The sequence below is a fragment of the Nonomuraea sp. NPDC049709 genome, assembly GCF_040674815.1.
Classification (GTDB): domain Bacteria; phylum Actinomycetota; class Actinomycetes; order Streptosporangiales; family Streptosporangiaceae; genus Nonomuraea.
Map to the genome: position 1 here is coordinate 13,706 of NZ_JBFANM010000007.1, position 25,847 is coordinate 39,552.

The following is a 25,847-nucleotide window of genomic DNA, read 5'->3' on the forward strand; positions in this document are numbered from 1 at the left end:
GCTCGGTTTACATACGTGTTAGGTAGATGCATTCATGTTATGCACACCTGTAATGTGAAGGTCAACGGAAAACTGCGTAACGCCTACGTAACATGAGCGGGGAGGTGGGGCGGTGCGGCTTCACCTGCTGGCGCTCCTGGCGAAGGAGCCGGCCCACGGCTACGAGCTCAAGCAGGCGCTGGAGCAGACCTTCGGCAGCGCCTATCCCTCGCCCAACATCGGGCAGATCTACGTCACGCTCGGCAGGCTGGAGAAGGACGGCCTGGTCAGGGCCGTGGACGTGGAGCAGTCCAACCGGCCCAACAAGAAGGTCTACTACCTGACCGCCAAGGGCCGCGACGTGCTCATGACCTGGGTCGACGAGCCGACCGAGGGTCCCAGGGTGCGCGACGAGTTCTTCATGAAGCTGGTGCTCGCGCCGCTGACCGGCATCGCCGACCGGATGGCGCTGATCAGCCGGCAGCGCCGCCACTACCTGTCGCTCATGGGCGATCTCAACGACCTCCTCGCCCGCACGCCGCCGACCGACCGGGTCGCGATGCTGCTCATCGAGGGAGCCATGCTGCACCTGCAGGCGGATCTTGACTGGCTCGAGCGATGCCAGGAGGATCTGGCATGAGCGCGGTTGTGAAAACGGTCAATCTGGTCAAAATCTACCAGGATGGTGCGGTCCCCGTGCCTGCCGTGCGCGGCGTGGACCTGCAGGTCGAGCCGGGCGAGTTCGTCGCGATCATGGGGCCGTCCGGCTCGGGGAAGTCCACGCTCGTCCACATGCTGGGCGGTCTCGACGCCCGGACCAGCGGCGAGATCTGGCTCGACGACAAGCGGGTGGACACGCTCTCCGAGAGCGCGTGGGCGCTGCTGCGGCGCAAGAAGATCGGGTTCGTCTTCCAGTTCTTCAACCTGGTCGCCAACATGACCGTCGGCGACAACGTCGAGCTACCTGCGCTCTTGGGCGGGGCCTCGCCCAAGGTGGCCCGCGAGCGGCGGGAGAGCCTGCTGGCGGCGCTCAACCTGACCGACCGGGCCGACGCCGCCCCCGCCCAGCTCTCCGGCGGCGAGCAGCAGCGGGTCGCGCTGGCCAGGGCGCTGGCCAACCAGCCCAGCCTGCTGCTGGCCGACGAGCCCACGGGCAACCTCGACAGCCGCAACACGCGCGATGTGCTGAGCCTGCTCGGCAAGGTCCACAAGGAGGGTCAGACGATCGTCATGGTCACCCACGACGCCCGCGTGGCGAGCCTGGCCGACCGGCTGGTGTCGCTGTTCGACGGGCAGATCGTGGACGACGGGCGCATCGCGCGCCGCCGCACCCGTACGGCCGGCGAGGTGATCGACCTCCGATGAGCGCTTCGCTGGCCGGGAGCCGGTGGATCAAGGCCGATCTGCGGGCCAGGAAGGGCCAGGCGGTGCTGACCGTGCTGGCCGTGGCCGGGATCGTGGCCGCGCTCATCACCGCGGCGACCCTGCTGGAAGACGGCACCAACCCGTGGCGGAGCCTGTCCGCCCAGACCGACGGCGCCCACGTCTGGCTGCACACCAACCACAGCCCCCAGGTGGCCCTGGGCGACATCGACGGCGTGACGCAGACCGCGGGCCCCTACCGGTCGGCGCCCGTGACCGTGGCCCAGAACGGCCGGAAGGACCCGGCCGCGCTGCGCGCGATGCCGGCCGCGCCGCCGCAGGTGGCGCATCCCGTGGTGGCCGAGGGCCGGTGGCTCGACCCCGCCCAGCCCGACGGGGTGGTCGTCGAGCGCTCCTTCGCAGCCGCCCTGGGGCTCAGGATCGGCGCGCCGTTCACGATCATCGCGCTCAGCGGCGAGCGCCACACCCTCTACGTACGCGGCATCGCCGACACCGCCGACCAGGGCTTCTACCCCGAATGGACACCGGGCCTGGCCTACGTGCTGCCCGCCATGCTCGACCGCGTCGAGCCCATGCTAGGCCGCAGCGAGTGGGTGACCGGGCTGCGCCTGGCCGACCCGGAGGCCTCGCAGGTCGTCTCCCAGCGCGTGGTCGTGATGCTGGAGGACCGGCTCCAGCGTGTCTACACCTGGCGCGAGGTCAGGGCCGCCATGGAGCTGGACAACCGGCTGCTGGGCACGCTGCTGGCGCTGTTCGGCGTGGTCGGGCTCGTGGCCGCCGCACTCGCGCTGGCCAACGCGGCCGGCGGCCGGGTGCTCGGCCAGCTCCGCGACCTGGCCACGCTCAAGTCCATGGGCTTCACCAGGGGCCAGGTCGCGCTGCTGCTGCTGGTCGAGCACGGCGCGCTCGGGCTGCTGGGCGTCGCGATCGGCGCCCTGGCCGGGTGGAGCGTGATGGCGGCGATGCTCGGCGCGACCTCGGTGGCGCCGATCCCGGTGCTGGCCATCGTCGCGGGCACGGCCCTGGTGGTGCTGGCCGCCGTCGGGATCCCCGCCTGGCGGGGCGGCCGCACGCCGCCGATCCCCGACGTGCCCTCCGCGCCACCGCGCGGACACCTGTCCAGGCTGGCCCGGCTGGCCCTCCTCGTACGCCTCCCGCCCGCCCTCGTCCTGGGCACCAGAGACGCCTTCACCCGCCGGGTGCCGGCGTTCCTGACGGCGTTCGGCCTGGCCGTGCCGATGATGATGATCACCATCGGGCTCGGCGTGTGGGCCACGCTGGACAACTTCCTGGCCCACCCCGAGCAGGTGGGCCAGCACGCCGCCCTCTACGTCCGGCCGGGCAAGCTGGACGCCGTGGAGGCGGAGCGGGCCGTCCGGCGGGACAGGGACGTGGCCTCCGTCTACCCGGGCACCGACGTGAACGCGCTGGCACCGGGCGAGGCCCGCTCGGTCAGGGTGCGGGCGCTCGGCAGCTCGACGCAGCCGTACCCGTTCCCCGTGGTCGAGGGCCGCATGTACACCCGCCAGGGCGAGGCGGTCGCCGGCCAGGGGCTGCTCGACCTGCTCGGGCTCAAGATCGGCGACCGGGTGCGGCTCACCGTGGGCGGCACCCCGCTGATCGTCCGGATCGTCGGCAGGACCGTCGAGCCCGAGCAGGACGGCGAGGTGCTCTCGGTGGGGCTCGACAGCCTGGCGGCCAAGGACTCGGTGCCGCCGGAGTTCTACGCGCTGGCGCTCAAGCCGGGCGCCGACCGGGCCGAGGTGAGCGGCCGGCTGCTGGCCGAGTCGCGCGAGGGCCTGGACGTGCAGGCCGCGGTCAACCCGGCCGACCGGCTGGCGGTCATCAGGGTGGTGATCGTGGCGCTGATCGTCGTACTGACCCTGATCGGCCTGGCCAACCTGCTCACCGCCAGCGCGCTCGGCCTGCGCGACCACGCCTTCGACCTGGCCGTGCTCAAGGCCATGGGGCTGACCCCGCGCCAGGTCATGGCCACGCTCGTGACCGGCACGGGGCTGCTGGTGGTGCTGGGTGTGGGGGTGGGCGCCGCGGTGGGCGTGTCCGTCGTCACCTGGCTGATCGACCTGCAGGGTCACACCAGCGGCGTCGGCACGGGCATCGGCCGCGCGCCGTCGCCGATGACGCTCACGGTGGCCGTGCTGGTGGCCGTGGGCACGGCCCTCGCCGTCGCGCTCATCCCGGCGCGCCGCGCGGCCCGTGCCCAGGTGCCCGTCACCTCTCGCTGAGGCTCTCCGGCTCCGGCTTCTTCAGCGCGAACCAGTAGAAGCCGTGCCCCGGCAGCGTGAGCAGGTAGGGCAGCTCCCCGATCGACGGGAAGGGCACCCCGCCCCGCGCCTCGACCGGGGTCATGCCCTCGAAGCGGCGCAGGTCCAGCTCCACCGGCTGCGGGAACTTCGACAGGTTGTTCACGCACAGCATCACGTCGTCGCGGTCCTCGCGCACGTACGTGAGCACGCTGGGGTTCGACGACCACATTTCCGTGTACGCCCCGATGCCGAACACCGGGTGCCTGCGCCGGATCTCCAGCATCTTGCGGGTGAAGTGGAGCAGCGACCCCTCGTGGCGCTGCTGGGCCTCCACGTTGACCGCCTGGTAGCCGTAGATCGGGTCCATGACCGCCGGCAGGTAGAGGCGGCCCGGGTCCGCCGAGGAGAACCCGGCGTTGCGGTCGGGGCTCCACTGCATCGGCGTGCGGACCGAGTCGCGGTCCTCCAGCCAGATGTTGTCGCCCATGCCGATCTCGTCGCCGTAGTAGATCACCGGCGAGCCCGGCAGCGACAGCAGCAGCGCCGTGAACAGCTCGATCCGGTCCCGGTCGTTGTCCAGCAGCGGGGCCAGGCGCCGGCGGATGCCCAGGTACGCCCGCATGCGCGGGTCCTTGGCATATTCCTTGTGCATGTAGTCGCGCTCTTCCTCGGTCACCGTCTCGAGCGTGAGCTCGTCGTGGTTACGCAGGAAGATGCCCCACTGCGCGGTCTCCGGCAGCTTGGGCGTGAGCGACATGATCTCGGAGATCGGCTCGCGGGTCTCCTTCTTGACCGCCATGTAGATGCGCGGCATCAGCGGGAAGTGGAAGGCCATGTGGCACTCGTCGCCGCCCGTGGTGGGGTCGCCGAAGTATTCGACCACGTCCTCCGGCCAGCCGTTGGCCTCGGCCAGCAGCACCCGGTCCGGGTAGAGGCGGTCCACCTCCGCGCGGATCTTCTTCAGGTACGCGTGCGTCTCCGGCAGCCCGGCGCACGCGGTGCCCTCGCGCTCGAACAGGTAGGGGACCGCGTCCAGCCGGAAGCCGTCGATGCCCAGGTCCAGCCAGAACCGCAGCACCTCCAGCATGGCCTCCTGCACCGCCGGGTTGTCATAGTTCAGGTCCGGCTGGTGATGGAAGAAACGGTGCCAGTAGTACTGCTTGCGCACCGGGTCGTAGGTCCAGTTGGACTCCTCGGCGCCGATGAAGATGATCGGCGCGTCGGGATAGCCACCGGGGTGGTCGGACCACACGTAGAAGTCGCCGAACGGCCCCTCGGGGTCGTGCCGGGACGCCTGGAACCAGGGGTGCCGGTCACTGGTGTGGTTCATCACGAGATCGGTGATGATCCGCAGGCCACGCTCGTGCGCCGCCTCGATCAGCTGGACGAAGTCTCCCAAATCCCCAAAATCCGGGAGGATCTTCATGTAGTCCGAAATATCGTATCCGCCGTCGCGCAGCGGCGACTCGTACAAGGGCAGCAGCCACAGGCAGTCCACGCCGAGCCACTCGAGGTACCCGAGCTTCTCGATGAGACCGCGCAGGTCGCCGGTGCCGTCGCCGTTGGAGTCCTTGAACCCCCGGACGAGAACCTCGTAGAACACCGCCCGCTTGTACCAGGCCGGGTCTTCCGAGACGAAGGCCTCGGAGATCGGCTCCGGCGTTGGGGATGCGTTGATCATGATGTCGCTCACAGGAAGAGATGTGGGCAGGACGAAGTCACCGGTTGCCCCGGCGTTGTTATCTGGTGACCGCGCCGCGTGGAGTCGTCATCCCTGCGAACTCCATGCCCTCGAACGAGACCGGATTTGTGATCTGGTGCCCGTTTGTGCGGCGCTTACGGGCCGAACACTACCAGCCCGTTGGCTTTCCGGAACCCGCTTCTGCTGTGCGACGGTTAATACCCGCGAGATCCGTATGTAATCGCCCTGTTACCCAGAGTTCACTAAAAAGGTGTGGCCAGGTCCGAGAGGTCGTTCTCGAAGTCGCTCAGCCAGAGCCCGAACAGCACCAGACCGCGCACCCAGAAGCGGTCGTTCCACCCGTTGAACCTGGTCAGCGCGTCCGGCCCGCCGGCGACCACCTCATGCAACTCGTCCGACAACAACCCCGGCACGCGGTTCACCAAGGTCTCCAGCATGCGGTGCGAATAATTTCGGGCAGGCCCCGCAGTTGACCGCAGCGGCACGCGCTGAAGGGGCTGCTTGATGACATTCGTGGACGGCAGCGCGGCGACGCGGGGATTGGCCGCGTGCAGCACCTCGCGGTAGAAGCGGCCCTTGTCCTTGCGCGCCACACCGACGGAAAGCGCGGCGTCGAAGAACTCCGGATGGATGAACGGCGCCGCGAACGACGCCTCCGGCCCCACCAGGTTGACCGCCGAGCGCGCGATGCCCCGCACGGTCCTGGTGTGCAGCACCGACAGCGACAGCTCGGCCCGGTGTCCGTGGAGCATGGAGGTGGCGGCCGCGAACTGCTCGCGTACGGTCTCCTCCATCCACTGCGCCGCGGCCTTGGACAGGAACGGCTGCGCGGGCTGCCCGAGCGACAGCGAGGCCAGCACGGCCGCGGAGCGCTCGGCCTGCGTCCTGGCCTCCAGCGCGGCCCCGCTGACCATGAAGTTCTTCAGCAGCGGCCCGCCGGCCAGCCCGTCCACCAGGATCCGGCCCGCGCCGTGCACCTCCTTTGCGAAGGGGGCGTACCAGGCGTGGTGCGGTGTCAGGTATTCGAGCCGGCGCGCCACCTCCACCGCGTCGGCCGGGTAGTCGGCGGCGTCCTGGGTGATCACCCGGTGCGGGATGCCCAGCTCTCTGGTGATCGACCTGGCGAACGCGATGTCGGTGTCGGTGCCGTCGTCGGGGCTGGTCGTCCACGACTCCACGTCCGCCCCGCGCGCCTTGGCGACGCTCGCCAGCAGCCGCGAGTCGTAGCCGCCGCTGACCGGCACCAGCAGCTTGCGCCCGTCGTAGTCCTCGTAGACGCGGTGCAGCAGCTCGACGATCTCCCCGGGGCTGATCCACGCCTCGTAGGGCTCGGTACGCAGCCAGCGCGGCAGCCTGCGCTCGGTGGCCACCCGGTCGTGCTCGAACACCAGCGCGCTCGATCCCGGCAGCCGCTTGACCCCGGTGTACGGGGTCGCCTCGCCCAGCGGGAACGTCACCTGCAGGATCGAGGCCCACGCCGACCAGTCGATCTCGATGGGCACGAGGCTCAGCAGGGGCTGGATCAGGGACGAGAAGTAGACCGCGTCGCCGTGGTGCACGTAGTAGACGTCCACCAGGCCCAGCGCGCCCGTGTGCAGCGTCACCCGCCGACCGTCGCCGATCAGCCCCGGCGTCTCGTACGTCTCCGCGATCGAGATCCACTCGTCGGCGGCCTTGGGCCTGCGCTCGCCCCAGGCGAACGCGAACGACCCGTCGGCCCGCTGGTAGGGCGGCAGCGGCGTGGAGCTGAACAGCGCCGCCTCGGCCGTCTGCAGCGCCGGCCGGACCTTTGGCCCGGCGGCCGTCAGCTTGCCGAGCATGGCGGTGTCGATCCGGCCGAGAGCGCCACAGATGTAGGGCCTTACGTTGAACTGCACCGGATCTCATCCCTTCGAGACGCTTCCCGCAAAAGAGTATCCTTTGCCGGGCTGAGAGAGCGGAGGTCCACTTGTCTACAGAGCTTGAGAGCACGCGTCGGGCGTTGCGGGAGGCTATCTCCCAGGCCGGGCGTGCCGCGGAGCTGGCCAGGCTGCTGGACGCCGCGCAGGCCAAGCTGGCCGCGGCCGAGCAGAGCGCGGAGGAGGCCAGGACCCTGGCCGAGCAGCTCAGCGAGGCCGAGGAGCGGCTCGAGGCCGAGCAGGCCGCCGCCGACAGGCTGCGCAAGGAGCTGGCCGAGCAGCGCTTCCAGGCCGAGGTGGCCAACTGGAAGCTGTCCTCCATCAAGGTCGCCCGCTGGAACCGCCTCGGCGACGCCATCAAGAGCGGCAAGAGCAACCCGGTGCGGCTGGCCAGGGGCCTCAGGGGCGCCGCCAAGCCGGTCAAGCGACCCACCGCGCCCAAGCGCAGGCCCGTGGCCGCCGCCAAGGCCAAGGAGGAGCGCCCCGGGGCGGCGTTCCAGGCCACCAGTACCACCAGGACGCTCGGGGGCGCCTCGTTCAAGCTCAAGCCGTTCCGGGTGCCGACCGGCCCCAACACGCGCCCGCACCTGACGGCCGCGGTGATCGCCGACCCGCACGTCGAGGCGCTGCTGCGCTACGAGTGGCGGCAGACGACCGGCTTCACGCCCCGCGACTTCTTCAGGGTGCTCCCTCTTGAGGTGCCCCACCTGCTGGTCGTCGAGTCCGTCACGCAGGGCCCGTGGGCCGAGGAGATCACCGGTGAGCCGGGCGAGGGCCTCAGGGCGCTGCTGGCCTGGTGCGCCGAGCGCGGCATCCGCACGGTCTTCTGGCACACGCAGGGCGACGTGGCCGCGTACGCCGCGGCGGCCGAGCTGTTCGAGCACCGCTTCACCACGGACATGACCGTGGCCTGGCCGCGGCTGCAGTTCGGGGTGCAGCCCCGGGTGCACAACCCGCTGCCGCTGGCCGGGGGGCGCATCGACCGGGTCCTCACGCTCGACCAGCTCCTGCCCGGCCACCTGTCCTACCCCGACGTGCTGACCTCCTACCGCTGGCCCGCCGCCGCCGACTGCCCGCCGGGCACGCCCCAGTGGCGGCTGACCGAGATCGCCGCCTGCGGCACGCCCATCGGCACCGAGGCGGACTCGCGGCGGGCGCACGTGGCGCTGCGGCGGGCGTACTCGATCGGGACGATGAGCGAGCGCATCGACGAGCTGCTCGACGCGATCGGCCTGCCCAGCGCGCGCGCCACCCTCAACACCTCCGTCATGCTGCCGATCCTCGACCCCTACCTGATGGAGCACGCGCTCGCGCAGGTCGCCAGGCAGTCGGGCGTCGACCAGCTCATCGTCATCGGGCCGCCGGAGGCGGAGCTGCGCGCCCGCGACGTGCTGCCGGACGTGGAGGTCGTCTACCGCCGCCCGCCGGCCGGGATGACCGAGGGCGCGATGCTCAACGCGGGCATCGACCTGTGCGAGGCCGACCTCGTGGCGGTCATGGACCCGCGCGACGTCTACGGCCCCCACTACCTGTCGGACCTGCGCCGGGCGTTCCTGTTCAGCACCGCCGACATCGTCGGCAAGGCCGCCTTCTACGCCCACCTGCGCAAGCCGCAGGCCACGCTGCTCAAGCAGCCGGACGCCGAGTACGCCTACCTCCCGGAGATCGCCGGGGCGACCCTGCTGGCCAGGCGTAACGCCCTGCGGGAGCTCGGCTTCGCCGACCTCACCGAGGGCTGGGACGAGGTGCTCATGCGGCAGTGCCGCACGGACGGCATCAAGGTCTTCTCGGCGGACCGGTTCGGCTACGTACGGGTGCGCGACGAGGACCGCTGGCTCCTGGGCGCGGCCCACCTGGTCGAATACGGTTCCGCGGAGCCGCACGCGCTCATCTAGGGTCGTCTCCGTGACGCCTGGGGAGCTGGCCGAGGTGCTGGGGGAGCCGCCCGCGCCCGACGGGACGTGGGAGCGGGAGGCCCGGTACGTGTCGGCGGTCCCCCTGCGGCGGCGCGTCCCCGCCGAGCCGCTCGCCGAACGGCTGCGGGCGCTCGACGGGGTGGCCTCCGTTGAGGTGCGGGGCAAGGGGTTCCTGCGGATCGTGGTGACCGAGCCCGGGGACCTCCTGGAGGAAGAGCCCGTACGCGTCCCCTTCGAGCCCGGGTGGCCGGACTTCCCGCGCACCTGGGACAACCCCGGGTTCGTGGTGCGCTACGGGCACGCGCGGGCCCGCGCCGTGCGGCGGTGGGCGCGGCAGCTGGGGGTGCCGGAGGCCGGGTTCCGGCCCGGGTTGCTGGACGATCCGTGCCACCGGCGGGTGCTCAGGGTGCTGGCCGAGCTGCCGGGGCGGCTGGGCAGCAGGGAGCCCGGCTGGGAGAGTTACCTCCTGCGGCTGGCGCTGGCGTACCACGACGCCCATGAGCGGGCCTCCGCCGTGCCGGTCGGGGACGAGGAGCCGGGGCCCGTGCACACCGCGCGCGTGCGGCTGGCGCAGGTGGTGGGCGACGTGCTGCCAGGGCCCGATCGCTTGTGATAGATCACAAAATATTCGGCCAAACGGCGAAAAAGCGTAAAAATATCCCTTCGCGGGCTTGATCGCGTCTCGATACGTGGGCACGCGGTCATGGCGTACTGGCGCTTCCGATAGCCTCGATCGGGTGAGTCGATTCGCCCATCCCGCCGGGGACCGGCACGCCGAGATGCTGCCCCACGAGCGCCCGCCGCTGGCGCCCGCCGACCTCAACCGGATCAACCCCGCGATCTGGCCCCGAACGTCGACCCGGACCGATGGCTCGCTCACGGTCGGCGGCGTGGACGTGCGCGACCTGGCCCGCGACCACGGCACGCCGCTCTACGTCGTCGACGAGGACGACGTGCGCTCGCGCATGCGCGACTACGCCACGGCGTTCGCCGGCTCCGAGGTCCACTACGCCGGCAAGGCGTTCCTGTGCAAGGAGATCGTGCGCTGGCTGCAGGACGAGGGCCTCGGGCTCGACGTGGCCAGCAGCGGCGAGCTGGCGGTCGCGCTGAGCGTCGGGTTCCCGCCCGAGCGCATCACCATGCACGGCAACAACAAGTCGGCGGCCGAGCTCCGCAGGGCGCTGGAGGCCGGCGTCGGGCACATCGTGGTCGACTCGTACGACGAGATCGCCAGGCTGGGCTACCTCGCCGAGGAGCACGGCAAGCGGCCCAAGGTCATGATCAGGGTGACCACAGGGGTCGAGGCGCACACGCACGAGTTCATCGCCACGGCTCACGACGACCAGAAGTTCGGGCTGTCGCTGAGCGCGGGGGCGGCGGCGGAGGCCGTGCGCCGGATCCTGGCCCTGCCGCAGCTCGAGCTCGTCGGCCTGCACTCGCACATCGGCTCCCAGATCGTCGACACGGCCGGGTTCGAGGTGGCCGCGCGGCGGCTGGCCACGCTGCTCGTCCAGATCAAGCAGGAGCACGGCGTGGTGCTGCCCGAGCTGGACCTCGGGGGCGGCTACGGCATCGCCTACGTCGAGGGCGACGAGGCGCCCGACATCAAGGAGCTGGCCGACGGCCTGCGCGAGATCGTCACCAAGGTGTGCCAGGACGAGGGCCTGCCCGTGCCCCGCCTGACCGTCGAGCCGGGCCGCACGATCGTCGGCACCGGCGGCATCACCCTCTACGAGGTCGGCACGATCAAGGACGTCGAGGGCCTGCGCACCTACGTGAGCGTCGACGGCGGCATGAGCGACAACGTGCGCACGGCGCTCTACGGCGCCGAATACACCGCCGTGCTGGCCAGCCGCGCCAGCGACGCGGCGCCCATGCTCAGCCGCCTGGTCGGCAAGCACTGCGAGAGCGGCGACATCATCGTGCGGGACTTCCACCTGCCCGCCGACCTGGCCCCCGGCGATCTCATCGCCGTGGCCGCGACCGGCGCCTACTGCCGCTCGCTGGCCAACAACTACAACTACCTGCCCAGGCCCGCCGTGGTCGCCGTCTCCGGCGGCGTCTCGCGCGTGATCGTGCAGGGTGAGACCGAGGACGACTTGTTGAGGGGGCAGCTGTGAAACCGCTGAAAGTGGCCCTGCTGGGCTGCGGCGTCGTCGGCTCGCAGGTCATCAGGCTCATGCACGAGCAGGCCGACGACCTGGCCGCCCGCGTCGGCGCTCCCCTGGAGCTGGCCGGGGTGGCCGTGCGACGGCTGGGCCGCAAGCGCGACGTCGAGGTCGACCCCGCGCTCCTGACCACCGACGCCGAGTCCCTGGTCACCCGCGACGACATCGACATCGTGATCGAGGTCATCGGCGGCATCGAGCCCGCCCGCACGCTCATCGTCGCCGCCCTGTCCAGGGGCAAGTCGGTGGTCACCGCCAACAAGGCGCTGCTGGCCGAGGACGGCGCCACCCTGCACGAGGCGGCCAGGAACGGCAAGGGCGACCTCTACTTCGAGGCCAGCGTGGCCGGGGCCATCCCGCTCCTGCGTCCCCTGCGCGAGTCGCTGGCCGGCGACCGCGTCAAGCGGGTGCTCGGCATCGTCAACGGCACCACCAACTACATCCTCGACAAGATGGACTCCACGGGCGCGTCCTTCACCGACGCCCTGGAGGAGGCCCAGACGCTCGGCTACGCGGAGGCCGACCCGACGGCCGACATCGAGGGCTTCGACGCCGCCGCCAAGGCCGCCATTCTCGCCGGGCTCGCCTTCCACAGCCGCGTGCGCGCCGAGGAGGTGCACCGGGAGGGCATCACCGAGATCACCGCCACCGACGTGGCCTCGGCCAAGGCCATGGGCTACGTCATCAAGCTGCTGGCCATCTGCGCCCGCTCCGACGACGGCCGCTCGTTCGGGGTGCGGGTGCACCCGGCGATGATCCCGCGCTCCCATCCGTTGGCGGGGGTGCGCGAGGCGTACAACGCGGTCTTCGTGGAGGCGGAGTCGGCGGGCCAGCTGATGTTCTACGGCAAGGGCGCCGGCGGCGCCCCAACGGCCTCGGCCGTGCTCGGCGACCTGGTGGCCGTCGGCCGCAACCGCCTGGCCGGGACGCGCGGTCCCGAGGAGTCGACCTACGCGGACCTGGCGGTGCACCCCATGGGCGAGACCGTCACGCGCTGCCACGTGGCCCTGGACGTGACCGACAAGCCGGGCGTGCTGGCCCGGGTGGCCGACCTGTTCGCCAAGCACGACGTGTCGATCCAGACCGTCCGCCAGGAGGGCCACGGCGACGACGCCCAGCTCGTCATCGTCTCCCACCGCGCCACGGACGCCGCGCTGTCGGCGACCATGGAGGGCCTGCGCGAGCTGGACATCGTCCGCGCGGTGGCGAGCGTGATGCGCGTGGAGGGCGACGAATAGCCGATTGACTTCGGAATTAGTTCCGAAGTAACGTTTGCCGCGTGACTACGCCGACGGTTCCCTTCAGCGATCTCTCCAAGCATTCCAAAGAAGTCGCCGAGACCGTCTCGCGCGTGCATCGGGTGCACATCAGGCGGCGTGACGGCGAGGACCTCTACCTCACGACCGCCCAGCACGACCGGGAGAGGGAAGAGACCGCGAGCGTCGTGGCTCACCTGCTTTCGGCGCTCGTCATGAGCGACGAAGGAGCGCGGACGGTGGAGCGCGCGCTCCCCGCCGTGTTCTCGTGGACCCGGCACCTCTCGGCCGAGGAACGACGGGAGTTCGTCCAGGATCTCGTGGACGCCACGAGGGACGCCGTGGATCTGGACGTCCATGCCACCCTGCACAGGGTCGTCGCGGAATGGCGGGCCACCGCCCGCATCCTGGCCGATCCCGCGCTGACCGCCCGGCTCACCCGGCCGCTGCCGGACGAGGACCACGGCGAGGTGCTCGCGCCGTGAGCCCGAAGCGAGGTGACGATGTGGCGCCTCCTTCGATCGGTGACGAATGGCGTCTCCGATTCGCCACGAACGAGGCGGCCAAAGGCTGGGCGGCGCTGTGCGCGGAGGCCTCCGGAAACACCCGCCGGTGTTTCGAGGCTCTGCGGAGCGACCCCCTCTCCACGGACAATCCGGACCGGCAACATCGGCTCCGCGGCCGGCTGGCCGTGGCGAACCTCGGCGGACGCGATCTTCCGCAATGGGAGTACGAGGTGACCTCCGGCGGGCGTGTGAGGTATCTGGTCGATGCTCAACGGCGAACCGTGCATCTCGTCCATGCGTCCACCCGGCACCCGAGGGACACCGACGTGTCGGGCTAGTTGTCGGGGAAGGCCAGGTTGCGGACGCGGCGGACGGCTCGTCTGAGCACCGTGCGGTTCTGCTCCCTGGCCAGCCGCACCGCCTCCCGGCGCCAGGACTCGGCCTTCTCGCGCCACCGAGCCGCGTCCCGGCCGTTCTTGCCCGCCTCCCGGCGCAGTTGCGCGAGCTCGGCCCTGAGCGCGGCCGTGCGCTTGCGGTAGAGGGCGATCTCCTTCTGGTGCGCGGCGGTGAGCTGGGCCAGCTCTGAGGGGGGCCGCTTGCGCGGCGGGTACAGGGCCGGGCGGCGCTTGACGCCCCAGGTCTCCCCGTCCACCCATTCCAGCCCGAACACGGCGTCGATGACGTCGTCCGGGTGGTCGCCGGGCCCGGAGACCAGTGCGGCCCGGGAGAGGGCCGCCGTGCGGTCCAGGCGGGCCGCGGTCACGCCGGCTTCGGCCGTCTCCTCCAGGGCGACGCGGAGCGTGCCCAGGTCGTGCTCCTCCATGTGCTCCACCAGTCGCTCCACCGTGTCCTTCGCCACGACCCAGCCGGGCGGGACCGACAGGCGGAACGGGGCCGTGCCGGGGAGGGGGCCGGGGGATGTGCGGAGGTGGACGCGGGGGTCGTGGTCGAAGGAGGCGTGGACGAGGCGCAGGTCCAGGAGGGGGTCGGCGAGCGGGGAGCGGCGGGCGGCGGTCAGCGAGTCCCACGGGCCGATGACGGTGACCCGGACGTCCGGGAGCGAGCCGGCCAGCAGGGAGTCCACCGTCGCCCGCACGTCCTCGTACGAGCCCGCGGGCACCGTCACGTCCACGTACGGCACCAGCCACTGCCGCCCCGGGTCCGTACGCAGGTAGCGCCGGTACGGCACCCGGTCGGCCACGTACGGATCGTTGTACCGCTTCAGCGCCTGGAAGTCGCGCATCGCCGTGGGCAGTCCCACGTGCCACGCCCTGGACTCCGGGTCGGGGACGTACACCGCGCCCGCCTGCGTGAGCCGATACCCCAGCTCGGTGTCCTCGGCCAGCACCAGGGACGTGTCCATGCCGCCGATCGAGCGCAGCAACGCCGCCGGGTACGACACCGTGGCCCCCACGTGGATCCGCGTGGCCAGGGAGCTCGGGGCGGTGCGCAGGCCGTCGTGGTCGTGGATGATCTGCTCGGCCCAGTCGTGGCGGTGCGGTGCCAGGGGGAAGAGCTCGCCCTCGGTGCCCGACTCCAGCGCCCGCACGACCCGCTCCTGCGTGGGGAGGGGCCCGTCGGCCGCGGTGAAGTCGATCCAGCCGAGCGCCACCACGTACGGGGCCAGGTGGTGCCACCGGAGCTGGGCCTCGACGTGCTGCCGGTGCGGCACCATGTCGGCGTCCAGCACGAAGACGACCTCGCCGGTCGCCGCGTCGAGCCCCGCCTGCACCGCCCAGGCGCGCCCCCATCCGCCCGGCGGGCTGGAGATCAGCTTCGTCCGGGCGGGGACGATCTCGGGCAGGCGCAGCGGCGTGGTGCTGCCGTCGTCCACGACGATGACGTCGAGGAGGTGCTCGGGATAGCTCTGCGCCGACAGCGCCGCCAGCGTCAGGTCCAGGGTCTCCTGGCGGTCGTGGGCGGGGATGACGACGGTGACCGTGAGCGTGGGCTCCCAGCCGCCGAGGGCGGGCGGGATGAGGATGCCGTAGTCCTGGCGGCGGATGCGTGGCATGCCGGTCATGCTCGCCGGCTCCCGTCCAGGGCCATCAGGGCGTTGGGCCGGAAGCCGCGCCACTGCCGCCTGTTGCGCTGCAGGAACGTCCCGATCGGCTCCTGCCAGGTGTGGTTGGCCGCCGGCCCCCTGCGCAGGATGTAACCCAGCCCGTGCGTACGGTAGATCTGCCCGCCAGCCGCCTGCAGCGCCTCCTGGAACTGCGTGTCCACCGAGCGCCGCAGCGGCCGGAACCCGCCCACCGCCTGGAACGCCGAGCGCTCGACCAGGATCGTCCCGCCGGCCACGAAGCTGGTGATCTGCTCGGTGACCTGGCTGCGGTGCACGGTGACGTCGATGGAGGACAGGTAGACGAACTCCGGCACCGTGCCGACCACCTGGGCCCCCGAGTATGAATGCGCCAGCAGCAGATCGGCCAGGAAGTCGGGCCCGTACCAGTCGTCGTCGTCCATCTTCAGCAGGAACGACCCCGAGGCCTTGGCGGCGGCGAGGTTCAGCACCTCGCCGAAGACGTCCTGGCGGTCGGCCTCGAACACGGTCAGCGGGCCGTCGTGGGCGGCGATCGCCGCCGCCACGTCCGGATGCCCCTTCGGCACGCCGTGCAGGGCGAGGATGACCTCAAGACGGGCGTCGCGCTGCCGGGCGACCTGCTCCAGCGCGAACGACACCATGTCGGTGCGCCGGGTGGCCAGCAGCACGGAGGTGAGCGGGGGAGCGGGGGCCGGGGCGCCGAGCTGTTCCCAGCGGGCCGCAACCCCGTGGGTGCGCAGGGCCGCGCGGCGCAGGCGGATGCTGTGCTCCTCGCGCCGGAGCTCGTCGGAGAGGTCGGGGGTGAGCGTGAGCAGCTTGACCAGGTCCTCCCCGAGCGCGCCCGCCCATCGCGGCACCTCGTCCGCCACCAGCGGCACCCCGGCGGCGGCCAGCCCGGTCAGCACCCGTACGGCCGCCAGCGGGCCGCTGTGCGCGTGCCGCCAGTCCACCTCGACGCCGCGGATCTGCCGCAGCCTGGCCACGTCCGCGTCGGTGACACCGCCCGACTCGGCGAACGACGTCACGACCTTCCCCTCCAGCAGCACCGACCAGCGGCCGTCACGCTCGGCCAGGGACGCCATGCCCCGGGAGGGCGTGGTCACGAAGCCCTGGGGGTTCACCAGCCGCTCGTCCACGGGAGGGATCATGGAGGGTTCGCCGAGCACGTCGGGATCGGCCAGCGGCGAGCCGGCCATCCCGGGCCGCCCGAGGCGTTCCCAGCTCGCGGCCTGCAACGTCGGCCGCTCGATGGGCGTCTCGTCCCCGGCCCACTCGACGTCCCCGTCGGCCGGCTCGCCGCCGGTGGACTCCCCGGCGTCCGGCGGGACGGGCAGAGCGTCAGGGGAGGACGCGAGGGTACGCAGGACCATGTCGCTGCCCGGCGCGCCCACCCGCTCGGGAACGGGCCCGCCCACCTCCGAGGGCGTCGCGTTCGGGTCACCCGGCCGCCAGTCGGCCGCCCCCACGCCCGCGATCGCCGCGGCCGGGGCCGCGATGACGTCCAGGCGGTGCCCGGCGAACGCCCGGGCCGTGGCGGTCACCGTACGCCCGGCGGGCGTTTCCGCGGAGAAGCGCGCGTCCACCACCCAGACCCGGTTCTTCGGCCGGTACACCCGCAGATCCGTCAGCGACCGCCACCGGTGCGCCGGGGTGGGCGTGGGCACGGGCGCCGGGTGCGAGGCCGGCGTGTCGAGCACGGCCACCACCACCCGCTCGGCCTGCGGCAGCAGCTTGTGCAGCGTGGCGATCCTGCGTAGGTCGGCGGGGGTCTTGGCGAGGACGAGGACCTCGCGGGAGCGCTCGGGCTCGGCCGGCGGCTCCAGCAGGTCGCGGTCCAGGTCCACCACGTCGGCCCGGTCGCCGGAGTACAGGGGCGCGACGTCGTCGATCCCGGCGAAGAACACGCGCGCCGCGGGCAGCTCCGCCAGCAACCGGCTGATCACCCGGTGCTCCGGAGATGGCGGATGATCGAGCTCAGGGCGCCGCCGCGGTCCTGGTCGTCCGGCTGCTCGGAGGCGGCGGTGAGCCGTTCGACCTCGGCCGTCAGCTGTTCCACCCGGGCCCGCAGCTCCTTGACCTCGCCCAGCCGTTGCCCGGCCAGCGCCCGCCACTTGGCGGGCTCGCCGGCCAGCGGCTCGGCCTCCTCCGCCACCGCGAACTCGTACTCGGCGCCGCTCACCCACTCCGACCCGAACAGCTCGTCCACCAGGTCGTCGGCGCTCCCGGGGAACAGCGCGGCGCGGGCGAAGGCGGCCGTGCGCTCCAGGCGGGCGGTCTCGACGCCGCCCGGGCCCTCGGCGAGCGCCACGGAGACCAGGCCGAGCAGGTCCTTGTCGGCGTGCCGGACGAGCTTGGCGAGCGTGTCGGCGCCCAGCACCCATCCGGCGGGCACGGTCAGCAGGAAGGGGGCGGGCGCGGCGGAGACGGGTACGCTCTCCGCGAACTCGACCCGGGGCTCGTGAACGTAGTGATTGTGCAGGAGCCGCAGCTCCAGCATGGGATCGTCGAGGTTGGCGCGGCGCTCGCCGGTCAGCTTGCCCCAGGGGCCCACGAGCGTGACGGCCGCGTCGGTGAGCGTGCCCGCGAGCGCGGAGTCCACGGTCGCGCGTGTCTCCTCGTACGTGGTGGCGGCCACCGCGACCCGCACGTACGGGACGAGCCAGGTGCGGCGGGGATGCCTGCGCAGCCAGCGCAGATCCGGGATCAGGTCACCGAGGTAGGACCAGTTGTGCCGGTGCACCTCCTTCTCCCGCAGCATCACGGTGGAGGGCCCGACGTGCCACGCCCTGGCCTCCGCGTCGGGGATGAACACCGCCCCCGCCTGGGCCAGCCGGTATCCGAGCTCGGTGTCCTCGGCCATGTTGAGCGAGGTGTCCACGCCTCCGGCCGCGCGCAGCAGGTCGGCGCGCACGGAGGAGGAGGCTCCCGTGTGCTGCAGGTACGCGCTCGTCCCGGCGTCCTTGAGCCTCCTGGTGGACTCCAGGGTCTTCCTCGTGTACTCGGACTGGACGCCGTCCTCACCCGGCGCGTCCACGAACCGGGTGTCGCCGATCACCACCGCGTGGTCGATCAGGTGGTGCCAGCGCATGTGCGCCTCGAGGTGGTCGTCGGCCAGGATCATGTCGGAGTCGAGCCAGTGGATCACGTCCCCGGTGGCCGCGAGCTGGCCGGTCTGCCGGGCCGCGCCGCGCCCCCATCCGTCGGTCACCCGTACGACCCGCGCCCCCGCGATCTCGATCGGCGGCTCGCTGCCGTCGTCGGCGACGATCACTTCGACCAGCTCGGCCGGGTACGTCTGCCGGGCCAGCGCCGGAACCGTACGCCGCAGCGCGTCCGCGCAGTCGTAGGCCGGGATGACCACGGACACGCGCAGCGAGGGCTGCCACGCGCCCAGCGCGGGCGGTCGCAGCACGCCGTAGTCGTTGTGCCTGACCCGCGTCATACGCGGTCCTTGGCCAGGGCGCGGACCTCCTCGCGCAGCTCCTCCACCTCGCGCGCCCGGGCCATGGCGTTCACCCGGTCCTCACCGAGGGAGGCCAGGATGGCGCCGAGGTCGTCGGCCCGCCGCGCGGCGGACTCCTCGACGGCCTGCACCAGCACGTCCAGCCGGGTCTCGATGTTCTTGAGCACGGTGGTGGTCCGGACCAGCTCGGCCTCGTGCTTCTTGATCCGCAGGTCGATCCGCTGGGTCTTCCCGTCGAGGCGGCGCACGGTGAGGAAGAGCAGGGCCAGTGCAGCCAGCGAGACCAGGAACGCCACCGCGGTCGCCGCCGCGCCGAACGTGATCAGGTCGGCGAGCACGAGGAGCGCGAGCACGCCGAGGGCCAGTGCTGCGAGGGGTGCGGCGGTCGCTGCCAGTCGGCGGGGCGAGAGCATCCGCGCATACCTTTCGTAGATCACGACGAGTAGGACATTGGAGGCGTCACGGACATCTGGGGATTATTGACAGCTTAATAAACATCGGCAACTACCGTGCCATAAGTTCCTGAAGGATCGCCGGGAATCTTGAGCCCCGCGACCTGCATTGCCGGGCCTGCCGAATCTGGCGCCCGCGCCTACCAGTCAGTAAAACGGGCGTAAGGTAGGCGCCGGTCGAGTCCCAAGCGATCGAGGAGCGCACCCACCCATGTCCGTCACCCCTTGCGGCTTCGCGCGCACGCCGGGGAAGGGGCTGGCCCGGCTGCACTGGGCCGGCGCCGGCTGGGCGGTCGACGGCCGGCCGCCGGACGTGTCCGAGCTGCGCCCGCTGCGCGGCCTGGAGATCGAGTGGCCCGACGCCCGCGTGCCGCTCGACGGCCTGCTGGCCCTGGCCGCCGCCGGAGTGCCGATGACGGCCGACCGCGCCGCGCCCTGGGTGCCCGGCGACCTCGCCGCGGTGCTCACCGACCGCGACTGGCTCGGCCACGCCGCCGACGGCACCGCGCGTTCGGTGGCCGACTTGCGCCGCGAGGAGCACAGCGTACGGCTGCGCCGCCTGGCCCACCCCGCCGCCACTCCGCAGGTCAGCATCGTCATGGCCAGCAAGCGGCCGGGCCTCGTCGGCACGGCCCTGGCCCAGATGGAGCGCCAGCGGGACGTCGCGGCCGAGGTGCTGCTGGGGCTGCACGGGGTGGCGTTCGAGCAGGTACGCGCGGCGGTCGAGTCCTGTTCGCTGCCCGTGAGGTGGGTCGAGGCGCCCGCGTCGGTGCCGTTCGGCGAGGTGCTCAACCGGGCCGCGGGGCTCGCGAGCGGCGACTGCCTGGTGAAGTGGGACGACGACGACTGGTACGGCCCGCGCCACCTGGCCGACCTGTTCATGGCCCTGTCGTACGCCGGGGCCGACGTGGTGGGCACGACCGCCGAGTTCTTCTACCTGGAGCCGCTGAAGGCGACGATCAGGCGGACGACGTTCGCGAGCGGGGCGAGCTATCCGAGCGAGGTCTGGGCTGATCACGTGGCCGGCGGAACGATCATGATTCCCTTGGCGAAATTTCGTGAAATAGGCGGATTTCCTGGGTTGCCGCGGGCAGTCGATCTCGAATTCCTGAAAGCGGCGAAAAAGGCGGAGGCCCGCATCTACCGGACCCACGGACTCGGCTACGTCCTGCGCAGAGGGCTCAGCGGCGACCACACCTGGCAGCTGCCCCTGGCCCACTTCGTCAAGGTGGCCGCCAACCAGTGGCGCGGCTTCCGCCCGAGCCTGCTCATGGAAGCCGCATGACCACAGGCGGCGGCCACCCCAGGGTGCGCGGCAACGACTACCGGCCGCTCGCACCCGAGGAGCGCTTCACCCCGCGGCTGACGGTCAGCGTCGTCATCCCCGCCTACGGGGGCCAGGACAAGCTCGACCTGGTGCTCGCCGCGCTGGCCAGGCAGACGTACCCGGCCGAGCTGGTCGAGGCGATCGTCGTCGACAACGGCACCGAGCCCCCGCTGCGCCTGCCCTCCACCCGCCCGGCCGCCACCCGGCTGATCGTCTGCCCCGTGCCGGGCCGCGCCGCCGCCCGCAACGCCGGCCTGGCCGAGGCCACCGGCGACGTCATCCACTGGCTCGACTCCGACGTGGTCCTCACCCCCGGCGCGATCGAGGCCCACATGCGCTGGCACCACGCGGCCCCGTACCTGGTGGTGACCGGCTGGATCCGCTTCACCGACGCCGACGTGCCCGCCGAGCTGCCCGGCGACCTGGAGAAGGCGTTCGAGCCGGCCGAGCCGCACTCCTGGATCGTGGACCTGGTCGAGCGCACCGACGGGCTCACCGACAACCCCCAGCGCCCCTTCAGCCTGCACGTCGGGGGCGCGACCTCGGTCAACGCGCGGCTCGTCGAGGCCGCCGGGCCGATGGACGACGAGCTCATCCTCGGCCAGGACACCGAGATGGGCTATCGGCTGTGGCAGGCGGGGGCGGTCTTCGTGCCCGAGCCGTCGGCCCGCGCCTACCACCTCGGGCCGACGATGCGCATGCGCGACAAGCAGCCCATCGACCGGGTGAGCCACGCGTTCGTGGCCGACCGCATCCCGGCCTACCGCTGGCTCCGCGGGCATCCCGGGCGGCAGTGGAAGGTCCCGTACGTCACGGTGGTCGTGGACGGCACGACCGGCTACGACGGCGTGCGCGCGACGGTGGACGCCGTGCTGGCCTGCACCGTCCCCGACCTGGACGTGCTCCTCCTCGGCCCCTGGGACGCCCTCGACCGCGACCGCCGGGCCCCGCTCAAGGACCCGGCCCTCGACCTGGCGCTGGTCCAGGGCCACTACCGGCACGAGGGCCGGGTGCGCCTGGCCGGAGCGGAGGACGTGGACCCGGCCGTGCCGTTCGTGCTACGCCTGCCGGCCGGCTGGATCCCCGGCGAGGACAGCCTGGCCCGCCTGCTCGACCTGGCCCGCGACGAGGGGCTGGGCCTGGTCAACGTGCTGCTCGACGAGACGCCGAAGGGCGTGGTCGCGGCCCGCCTGGAGCGCGCGTCCGCCTTCGCCAGGGCGCGCGTCGTGGTGGACCCGGGTGAGGACCTGGACGACGTGGTGGACGCGGTGTCGGGCGTGTCGTGGGTGGAGGCCGAGACCTACGACTTCACCGCGTTCACCGGCGGCCCGGCGGCACCGCTGCTGGGGCGGCGCGGCGCGTACCGGGCGCGGGTGGAGGCGCAGGCCGAGGCGGCCAGGCTGGCCAAGGAGGCCGAGCGGCTGCGCGCGCAGGTGGCCAAGTGGCGCGAGGAGGCGGGTCGCTGGCGCAAGTCGACCGTGGAGCTGCGCCGCGAGGTCGGCACGCTCCGCCGCCAGCTCGCCGCCGCCGGCCGCGCCCAGCAAAGCCTGCGCACCCTGATGTCCGCCACCATGAAACGCGCCCTCCGCAAACGCCTGCGCGACTGACGGCGCCTCCTGCGCCTCCCGACCGGCGGCCGGCGCGCCGTCAGTTGGGGCGCCGTCAGTTGGGGCGCAGGGCCGACTTCAGGCGTCGGAGCAGCGTCTTCTCGGGCGCCTCCACCGAGGCGTCCGCCGGCACCACGACCGGCGCCGGGATGGTGACCGGCTCCGGTTGCGCGGGCGCGGGCCAGAAGCGATCCGGCGGCTCGTGGCGTACCCCGTGCGTGGCGTCGATGACGTCGTCCAGGTCGTCGCCCGCGTCGGCGAGCAGGGCGGCGCGGCCCAGGGCCGAGGTGCGTTCGAGGCGGGCCGTGCGCCCGTCCGGCAGGTCCACGACCAGGACGCCCGCGAGATCCTTCTGCACCGACTCGATCATCCGCTCCAGCGTCGCCCGGTGCAGCGGCACGTCCACCGGTCCCCGGTAACGGAACGGCGTGGGCGCGGGCGTCGGCGCGGCCTCGTCGATGAGGCGGATGCGTTCGTCGTGCGCGAACAGGTCACGCATGAGACGCAGCTCGAAACACGGGTCCGACAGGCCGAAACGGCGCGAGGAGTCCAGCAGCGACCACGGCCCCACCAGCGTCACCACGACGTCCTGCAGCTTGCCGTCCAGCGCCGCCGCCACCGCCTGCCGCACCACCGACTCGGAGGTGTCCGTGACGTCGAGCACCACCTCCACGTACGGCACCAGCCACCGCCGTCCCCGGTCCTTGCGCAGGTCCCGGCGCAGCGGGATCCGGTGCGCCAGGTACGGCTCCACGGCCCGCACGGCCCGCTCCCGGTCACGGTGTTGAGCCGGCAGCCCCAGGTGCACGGCCTGGGCAGCCATGTCGGGCACGAACACGACCCCGTGCATGGCCAGCCGGTAGGAGAACTCGGTGTCCTCCCCCCGCGCCACGTTCGGGTCGAGCCCGCCCACGGCGTGGAAGACCTCCCGGGGAAGGGCGAAGGTCGGGCCGGTGCACACGTGGTACGGATTGCGGCTCTTGCGCAGCCCGTCGGTCTTGGCGATCGTCGCCTCGGTCGAGCTCGACACGGCCGCTTCCAGGTCGAACAGCTCTCCCAGGTGTTCGGCCCGGTAGACCTGCTCGGCGGTGACCGGCGGCGCGTCGACGAACTTCTTCATCCCGATCGTGACCAGGTAGTCGGTCACGTGGTGCCAGCGCGCCAGGGCCTCGATGTGCTCCCGGCAGGCCACCATGTCGGCGTCGAGCCGCTGGATGATCTCGCCGTCGGCGGCCTTGGCGCCGGTGTTGACGGCGTTGGAGATGCCCCACCCGTCCCGTACGGGTACGAGGCGCGTGTTGACCGGCCGGATCTCCGGCAGCCTGATCGGCGGCCGGCTCCCGTCGTCGACGACCAGGACCTCCATGAGATGGTCCGGGTACGTCTGCGCGGCCAGCGCCGCCAGCGTCAGGTCGAGCTTGTCCTGCCCGCCGTGCGCGGGTATCACCACGCTCACGGAAAGGGCGGGTGACCAGGCGCCGAGCTGCGGTGCCGCTACTGGTGAAAAGTCGTTCTGCCTCAAAGCAGGACGCGCGTTCATGGTCGTGACCCCCTTCCGCGACCTTATCGGGAGATGCTGAGAATTTCCTGAATAGTGCCCCTGTCCAATGGATGAGTCCGACCTGTGGACGCGGCTCCTCGCCGGTCGCCCGCACCCCGTACACTCGGTGCCCAAGAGCGCAGGTAGGGAGTCATCATGAGCAGGTCGTGGCGTGGCCTCATCGAGGAATACCGCGAGCGTCTTCCGGTAACCACGAAGACGCCTGTCATCACGCTGCTCGAAGGCGGCACGCCGCTGGTGCCCGCGCATCGCGTCTCGGCCCTGACGGGGTGCGACGTCTACCTGAAGGTCGAGGGGGCCAACCCGACGGGCAGCTTCAAGGACCGCGGGATGACCATGGCCATCAGCAAGGCGGTGGAGGAGGGGGCCAAGGCGGTCATCTGCGCCTCCACCGGCAACACCTCGGCGTCGGCCGCGGCCTACGCCGTCCGCGCTGGGCTGACCTGCGCCGTGCTGGTGCCGCGGGGGAAGATCGCCATGGGCAAGCTGGCCCAGGCGCTCGTTCACGGGGCCACGCTGCTGCAGGTCGAGGGGTCGTTCGACGACTGCCTGGAGATGACCCGCAAGCTGTCGTCCAGCTATCCGATCGCGCTCGTCAACTCGGTCAACCCGTTCAGGTTGCAGGGGCAGAAGACGGCGGCGTTCGAGATCGTGGACACGCTTGGTGACGCGCCCGACATCCACTGCATCCCGGTGGGCAACGCGGGCAACATCTCGGCCTACTGGATGGGTTACCAGGAATACTTCGACGACGGTGTGTCGGCGAAGCGACCGCGCATGTTCGGCTTCCAGGCCAGCGGTGCGGCGCCCATCGTCGAGGGCGCGCCCGTCGCCCATCCGCACACGATCGCCACCGCGATCCGCATCGGCAACCCGGCCTCCTGGTCGCTGGCCACCACGGCCCGCGACGAGTCGGGCGGGACCATCCAGGCGGTGACCGACCGGCAGATCGCGGCGGCGTACAAACTGCTGGCGCAGGAAGAGGGCGTGTTCGTCGAGCTCGCCTCGGCCGCCAGCGTCGCGGGGTTGCTGCAGGCCCACGCACAGGGCATGGTGGAGGCGGGGCAGCGCATCGTCTGTACGGTCACGGGCAATGGGCTGAAGGATCCTGACTGGGCCATCTCGGGGGCACCGGCGCCAGTGGTCATCCCCATCGACGTACACGCCGCCGCGGCGGCGCTCAACCTCGCCTGACGGGGAGTGACGAGGGAAAAGTGAACGAATGAGGACCGTTGACATTCGCGTGCCCGCGACGTCGGCGAACCTTGGGCCGGGGTTCGACGCGCTCGGGCTCGCGCTGAGCCTCCACGACGAGGTCGAGGCCACGCTCACCGGGGAGCGCGTGCACGTCACGGTGGAGGGCGAGGGCGCGGGGGAGGTGGATCTCGGCGAAAGGCATCTCGTCGTCAAGGCGATGCGTGCGGCGTTCGACCGCATCGGTGTGCCTCAGCCGGAGGGCATACGCCTGCGCTGCCGCAACAGGATCCCGCACGCACGTGGTCTCGGATCGTCGGCGGCGGCTGTGTGCGCGGGCATTCTCGCCGCGCGCGCTTTGGCCGAGAGCGAACTCACCGACGACGACGTGCTCGCCCTGGCCACCGAGATGGAAGGCCATCCCGACAACGTCGCCCCCTGCCTGGCGGGCGGGCTGACCGTGGCGTGGTCCGACCACACCGGTGCGCCACATATGGTGAAACTGGCTCCCGACCAGCGCATCCGTCCAGTCGTCGTCATCCCATCGACGCGGCTGTCCACGGAGGCCGCACGGGGGCTCTTGCCGAAGGACGTGCCCCACAAGGACGCCTCCTTCAACGCCGGCCGGGCCGCGTTGCTGATCGCCGCGCTGACCCAGCGGCCCGAGCGAGGGCTTCTGCTCGCCGCCACCGAAGATCGGCTCCATCAGCATTACCGCGCGCCTGCCATGAGGGAGAGCGCGAGTCTGGTAGAACGTCTCCGTGCAGTGGGCGTGCCCGCGGTCGTTTCGGGAGCGGGTCCCACGGTTCTTGCGTTTTCGACATCGGATACGCAGGATTTGATCGCGCCAGAAGTGGGTAATGACTGGCACATCCAGCTAATGGACGTCGACCCGGTTGGTGCGAACGTTCAGTTCCCCGAGACACGCTGATGCCTCTTTAGACCTTCAGGGAATAGCCGTGTGCGCTGGTGATGTTAGGCTGATAGCCGCACCAGATGCCCCCTTGGTGGGTGCGTGCTTGTCAGCCATACATCGCTGCATCATGCTTCACGTCGCGAGGCGTGGGCAGCGCGGCTGTCTCCCCGGAATCCGTTGCCTCCGGTTGGCCCACACCCGGTTGGCT

The 25,847-nt window shown here is 71.6% G+C and carries 19 protein-coding genes; 12 read left to right on the forward strand and 7 right to left on the reverse strand.

Going from position 1 to position 25,847, the window contains the following annotated elements; translation table 11 throughout:
- Positions 1 to 112 precede the first annotated feature (112 nt).
- The 3 genes from AB0J69_RS08515 to AB0J69_RS08525 are packed head-to-tail and all read left to right on the forward strand — an operon-like array spanning position 113 to position 3,608.
- Positions 113 to 619 (forward strand): PadR family transcriptional regulator, encoded by a 507-nt coding sequence (locus tag AB0J69_RS08515; RefSeq protein WP_364114335.1) that lies wholly within the window; start codon positions 113 to 115, stop codon positions 617 to 619.
- Positions 616 to 1,344: an ABC transporter ATP-binding protein gene (locus AB0J69_RS08520; RefSeq protein ID WP_364114337.1), complete on the forward strand. Its 729-nt coding sequence runs from the start codon at positions 616 to 618 to the stop codon at positions 1,342 to 1,344. The genes AB0J69_RS08515 and AB0J69_RS08520 overlap by 4 nt, the downstream gene beginning before the upstream one ends.
- Positions 1,341 to 3,608 carry an FtsX-like permease family protein gene (locus AB0J69_RS08525; RefSeq protein WP_364114339.1) on the forward strand — a complete coding sequence of 756 codons (2,268 nt, stop codon included), beginning with the start codon at positions 1,341 to 1,343 and terminating at the stop codon, positions 3,606 to 3,608. The genes AB0J69_RS08520 and AB0J69_RS08525 overlap by 4 nt, the downstream gene beginning before the upstream one ends.
- On the opposite strand, the gene treS is transcribed toward AB0J69_RS08525, so the two are convergent.
- Both treS and AB0J69_RS08535 read right to left on the reverse strand, forming a co-directional pair.
- On the reverse strand, positions 3,595 to 5,310 hold the full coding sequence (treS, locus tag AB0J69_RS08530; RefSeq protein ID WP_364114341.1) for a maltose alpha-D-glucosyltransferase: 1,716 nt from the start codon (positions 5,308 to 5,310) through the stop codon (positions 3,595 to 3,597). The genes AB0J69_RS08525 and treS overlap by 14 nt on opposite strands.
- Positions 5,311 to 5,573: 263 nt before the next feature.
- Complete coding sequence (locus AB0J69_RS08535; RefSeq protein ID WP_364114343.1) at positions 5,574 to 7,208, reverse strand: asparagine synthetase B family protein; 1,635 nt, start codon at positions 7,206 to 7,208, stop codon at positions 5,574 to 5,576.
- Between the two features lie 71 nt (positions 7,209 to 7,279).
- On the opposite strand from AB0J69_RS08535, the gene AB0J69_RS08540 reads away from it, so the two are divergent.
- The 5 genes from AB0J69_RS08540 (at position 7,280) to AB0J69_RS08560 (ending at position 13,054) form a co-directional block, all read left to right on the forward strand.
- Positions 7,280 to 9,124 (forward strand): hypothetical protein, encoded by a 1,845-nt coding sequence (locus tag AB0J69_RS08540; protein WP_364114345.1) that lies wholly within the window; start codon positions 7,280 to 7,282, stop codon positions 9,122 to 9,124.
- A 10-nt stretch (positions 9,125 to 9,134) separates the two neighbouring features.
- Positions 9,135 to 9,758 carry an anticodon-binding protein gene (locus AB0J69_RS08545; RefSeq protein ID WP_364114347.1) on the forward strand — a complete coding sequence of 208 codons (624 nt, stop codon included), beginning with the start codon at positions 9,135 to 9,137 and terminating at the stop codon, positions 9,756 to 9,758.
- Between the two features lie 124 nt (positions 9,759 to 9,882).
- On the forward strand, positions 9,883 to 11,265 hold the full coding sequence (gene lysA, locus AB0J69_RS08550) for a diaminopimelate decarboxylase (RefSeq protein WP_364114349.1): 1,383 nt from the start codon (positions 9,883 to 9,885) through the stop codon (positions 11,263 to 11,265).
- Positions 11,262 to 12,551: a homoserine dehydrogenase gene (locus AB0J69_RS08555; RefSeq protein ID WP_364114351.1), complete on the forward strand. Its 1,290-nt coding sequence runs from the start codon at positions 11,262 to 11,264 to the stop codon at positions 12,549 to 12,551. The genes lysA and AB0J69_RS08555 overlap by 4 nt, the downstream gene beginning before the upstream one ends.
- 41 nt (positions 12,552 to 12,592) lie before the next feature.
- A complete protein-coding gene (locus tag AB0J69_RS08560) occupies positions 12,593 to 13,054 on the forward strand; it encodes a hypothetical protein (RefSeq protein ID WP_364114353.1) in 462 nt (153 codons plus the stop codon).
- A 355-nt stretch (positions 13,055 to 13,409) separates the two neighbouring features.
- On the opposite strand, the gene AB0J69_RS08565 is transcribed toward AB0J69_RS08560, so the two are convergent.
- Genes AB0J69_RS08565 through AB0J69_RS08580 form a run of 4 tightly spaced genes read right to left on the reverse strand, consistent with a single transcriptional unit; the run spans position 13,410 to position 19,019 of the window.
- Positions 13,410 to 15,089: a glycosyltransferase gene (locus AB0J69_RS08565; protein ID WP_364114355.1), complete on the reverse strand. Its 1,680-nt coding sequence runs from the start codon at positions 15,087 to 15,089 to the stop codon at positions 13,410 to 13,412.
- 5 nt (positions 15,090 to 15,094) lie between these two features.
- Complete coding sequence (locus AB0J69_RS08570; RefSeq protein WP_364114357.1) at positions 15,095 to 17,062, reverse strand: glycosyltransferase; 1,968 nt, start codon at positions 17,060 to 17,062, stop codon at positions 15,095 to 15,097.
- Positions 17,059 to 18,561 (reverse strand): glycosyltransferase, encoded by a 1,503-nt coding sequence (locus tag AB0J69_RS08575; protein WP_364114359.1) that lies wholly within the window; start codon positions 18,559 to 18,561, stop codon positions 17,059 to 17,061. The genes AB0J69_RS08570 and AB0J69_RS08575 overlap by 4 nt, the downstream gene beginning before the upstream one ends.
- Positions 18,558 to 19,019, reverse strand: coding sequence for a hypothetical protein (locus tag AB0J69_RS08580; RefSeq protein ID WP_364114361.1), 462 nt, complete (start codon positions 19,017 to 19,019; stop codon positions 18,558 to 18,560). The genes AB0J69_RS08575 and AB0J69_RS08580 overlap by 4 nt, the downstream gene beginning before the upstream one ends.
- A gap of 226 nt (positions 19,020 to 19,245) precedes the next feature.
- Here AB0J69_RS08580 and AB0J69_RS08585 point away from each other — a divergent pair, with 226 nt between their 5' ends.
- Positions 19,246 to 20,319: a family 2 glycosyl transferase gene (locus tag AB0J69_RS08585; RefSeq protein WP_364114363.1), complete on the forward strand. Its 1,074-nt coding sequence runs from the start codon at positions 19,246 to 19,248 to the stop codon at positions 20,317 to 20,319.
- On the forward strand, positions 20,316 to 21,968 hold the full coding sequence (locus tag AB0J69_RS08590; protein ID WP_364114365.1) for a glycosyltransferase: 1,653 nt from the start codon (positions 20,316 to 20,318) through the stop codon (positions 21,966 to 21,968). The genes AB0J69_RS08585 and AB0J69_RS08590 overlap by 4 nt, the downstream gene beginning before the upstream one ends.
- 55 nt (positions 21,969 to 22,023) lie before the next feature.
- Here the strand turns inward: AB0J69_RS08590 and AB0J69_RS08595 are convergent, their stop codons facing one another.
- The gene (locus tag AB0J69_RS08595) at positions 22,024 to 23,424 is read right to left on the reverse strand and encodes a glycosyltransferase (protein ID WP_364114367.1); all 1,401 of its coding nucleotides are present in this window, start codon (positions 23,422 to 23,424) and stop codon (positions 22,024 to 22,026) included.
- A gap of 240 nt (positions 23,425 to 23,664) precedes the next feature.
- On the opposite strand from AB0J69_RS08595, the gene thrC reads away from it, so the two are divergent.
- The gene (thrC, locus tag AB0J69_RS08600; RefSeq protein WP_364114369.1) at positions 23,665 to 24,723 is read left to right on the forward strand and encodes a threonine synthase; all 1,059 of its coding nucleotides are present in this window, start codon (positions 23,665 to 23,667) and stop codon (positions 24,721 to 24,723) included.
- A 28-nt stretch (positions 24,724 to 24,751) separates the two neighbouring features.
- Positions 24,752 to 25,654 (forward strand): homoserine kinase, encoded by a 903-nt coding sequence (gene thrB, locus AB0J69_RS08605; RefSeq protein WP_364114371.1) that lies wholly within the window; start codon positions 24,752 to 24,754, stop codon positions 25,652 to 25,654.
- Positions 25,655 to 25,847: the final 193 nt, after the last annotated feature.

Excerpts from the sequence above, each read along its gene's own strand:
- AB0J69_RS08575 (WP_364114359.1), bottom strand. The coding sequence starts at position 18,561 with ATGACGCGGGTCAGGCACAACGACTACGGCGTGCTGCGACCGCCCGCG.
- AB0J69_RS08585 (WP_364114363.1), top strand. The coding sequence starts at position 19,246 with ATGTCCGTCACCCCTTGCGGCTTCGCGCGCACGCCGGGGAAGGGGCTG.
- thrB (WP_364114371.1), top strand. The coding sequence starts at position 24,752 with ATGAGGACCGTTGACATTCGCGTGCCCGCGACGTCGGCGAACCTTGGG.
- AB0J69_RS08525 (WP_364114339.1), top strand. The coding sequence starts at position 1,341 with ATGAGCGCTTCGCTGGCCGGGAGCCGGTGGATCAAGGCCGATCTGCGG.
- AB0J69_RS08565 (WP_364114355.1), bottom strand. The coding sequence starts at position 15,089 with ATGCCACGCATCCGCCGCCAGGACTACGGCATCCTCATCCCGCCCGCC.
- AB0J69_RS08590 (WP_364114365.1), top strand. The coding sequence starts at position 20,316 with ATGACCACAGGCGGCGGCCACCCCAGGGTGCGCGGCAACGACTACCGG.
- AB0J69_RS08520 (WP_364114337.1), top strand. The coding sequence starts at position 616 with ATGAGCGCGGTTGTGAAAACGGTCAATCTGGTCAAAATCTACCAGGAT.
- treS (WP_364114341.1), bottom strand. The coding sequence starts at position 5,310 with ATGATCAACGCATCCCCAACGCCGGAGCCGATCTCCGAGGCCTTCGTC.
- thrC (WP_364114369.1), top strand. The coding sequence starts at position 23,665 with ATGAGCAGGTCGTGGCGTGGCCTCATCGAGGAATACCGCGAGCGTCTT.